Genomic DNA, 2,459 nt, shown 5'->3' with positions numbered 1-2,459 from the left:
AGGCAAAGCACGTTGCGCAATTTCGACGGCCTTCCTGGCCAACGCCACCGGCGACCGCGTCATCGCACGTGTGGTTTCCATGACGCATTGATGTAAACTGTTTTCCCATTGGAATCAATAGGGTTTCAACAAAGCCAGATGAACTCAGATGAATCGGATAGACACAGATAACGAATTCATGCAATGCAAAAGGAGAACGGGCGAATAAGTCAAATCATCTGTGTTCATCCCATTGATCTGCGTTCATTTGTGGTCTCTAGTTGCTCAGTTCTATTGTGCTTTCGATGCTATTTAGCGTTTTTTGAAGAGCGGTCCGGCGTAAATGGCGCTGTCGCCGAGTTCTTCTTCGATCCGCAGCAATTGATTGTACTTGGCCATGCGGTCGGTACGGCTGGCGCTGCCGGTTTTAATTTGCCCGGTGCCCAAGGCAACGGCCAAATCGGCCAGGGTGCTGTCTTCGGTTTCGCCGCTGCGGTGGCTGACAATGCTGGTGTAGCCGTTGCGCGCGGCGAGTTGAATGCACTCGATGGTTTCCGTCAGCGTGCCGATTTGGTTCAACTTGATGAGAATGCTGTTGGCAATGTGCTCGTCGATGCCGCGCTGGAACCGCTTGGTGTTGGTGACGAACAGATCGTCACCGACCAGTTGCACCTTGTCGCCCAAGCGCTGGCTGAGCATTTTCCAGCCTTCCCAATCGTCTTCGGAGAAGGCGTCCTCGATGGAAACAATCGGGTATTTCGCCAGCCAGCCGGCGAGAAAATCGACCATTTCCTGCGAGCTGAGTTCGCGTCCGTCGACGCTATATTTTTTCGTTTTCTCGTCGAACAACTCGTTAGAAGCCACATCGATGGCAATGGCCACTTGCTCGCCCGGCTTGTAACCGGCTTTTTGAATGGCTTCGATAATCAAATCGAGCGCTTCGCCGTTGCTGCGCAAATCGGGAGCGAAGCCCCCTTCGTCGCCGACATTGGTGTTCAGCTTTTTGGCCTTGAGCACGCTTTTCAGGTTGTGAAAAGTTTCCACGCCGGCCCGTAAGGCGTCGCTGAATTTGGTAAAGCCCAGCGGCATGACCATGAATTCCTGCACGTCGACGGCGTTATCGGCATGGGCGCCGCCGTTGACGATGTTCATCATGGGCGCGGGCAACAACCGTGCGCCGGCGCCGCCGAGATATTTGAACAGCGGCAGGCCGCAAAACTCCGCCGCCGCATGGGCCGTGGCCAGAGACACGCCCAGGATGGCATTCGCGCCCAAGTTTTTTTTGTTTTCGGTGCCGTCGAGTTCGATCATGCGGTGGTCAAGGCCGGCCTGATCGAGGGCATCGTAGCCGATCAGTTCGGAAGCGAGTTTTTCGTTCACATTGGCCACGGCCTTTTGGACCGATTTGCCCAGGAATTGCGATTTGTCGCCGTCGCGCAGCTCCCAGGCTTCGTGGACGCCGGTGCTAGCGCCGCTGGGAACCGCGGCGCGGCCAAAGGAACCGTCGGAAAGTTCTACATCAACTTCAATGGTCGGGTTGCCGCGGCTATCGAGAATTTGGCGGCCGTGAATGGAGATAATTTCGCTCATGATCAGCAAGTGAGTGGTGAATTGTGAGGGGTGAGGATTTAGGGTTCAGGTTCAGAGCTTGGGATTCAGGGTTCGGGGTTCAGACCATAAAGCCGCGACCGTTGGTCGCGCTAAAGCGGTTAGCGTCAAACAGCAGCCTGCATTGTGCGAAATCGAACGCCGGTTGACTAGCCGGTGACGGTAAGACTCGGCAAGCCTTGGGGTTGCAACCGCAGCGCGGGAACGTACTATAACAAAGCATGAACCACACTGCACCCGCCGTCGATGTGTCCGCCCGTTTGCAACCGGAACCGTTACCGGAAAATGTTCGCAGCACGCAGCCAGGCGGCGGATTTTGTTACGGTGTCGAACTGGCTTGGGGTCGAGTTCGCCGCTGGTGTTTGCGTACGTTTCGAGCTGGTTATGTGAAGCGGATGGCCGGGTTGCGTGTGGGCGAGCCGACGAATTGTCCGCACGAGATTCTCGATCCTCGCGATCTCAAATTCTGCCGCAATCAGACGGAGTGCCACTGGCGGGTGGAAGACGATCCGTTCGCTTGGCGCGAAAAAATTCCGCTGGCACGCTGGGGTTTGGCCGAAGTGCAAATTATGGGCTGGCCGTTGTTGTCCGTGACGGTGGCGCTGGCGGCGGTGGGGGCGAATACGACGGGGATTGCAAAAACAATTTCGCTGCTGGCGGCTGTGATTGTCGGCGCATTGTTTGTGCTGGTCGTGTCGTTCTTCCGTGATCCGCCGCGGCGGGTTCCGCAAGAACCGGGTTTACTCGTATCGCCGGCTGACGGAAAAGTTGTCGAAGTAGCGCAGCTTGCACACGACGAGTTTGTCGGCGGCCCGGCGGTGCGCATCGCCATTTTTCTCACGCTGTTCAACGTGCATGTGAACCGCATGCCG

Annotated in this window: 2 protein-coding genes; one reads left to right on the top strand and one right to left on the bottom strand. The window is 56.6% G+C overall.

The window, feature by feature from the left end:
• Positions 1 to 291 precede the first annotated feature (291 nt).
• Positions 292 to 1,569: a phosphopyruvate hydratase gene (gene eno / locus VMJ32_04980; protein HTQ38356.1), complete on the bottom strand. Its 1,278-nt coding sequence runs from the start codon at positions 1,567 to 1,569 to the stop codon at positions 292 to 294.
• A gap of 239 nt (positions 1,570 to 1,808) precedes the next feature.
• Between eno and VMJ32_04975 the strand changes: the two genes are divergently transcribed.
• On the top strand, positions 1,809 to 2,459 hold a 651-nt coding region (locus VMJ32_04975; GenBank protein ID HTQ38355.1), incomplete at its 3' end, for a phosphatidylserine decarboxylase.

This window comes from Pirellulales bacterium, from assembly GCA_035499655.1.
Taxonomy (GTDB): Bacteria; Planctomycetota; Planctomycetia; order Pirellulales; family JADZDJ01; genus DATJYL01.
This window is presented reverse-complemented; position numbering and strand designations above follow the sequence as displayed.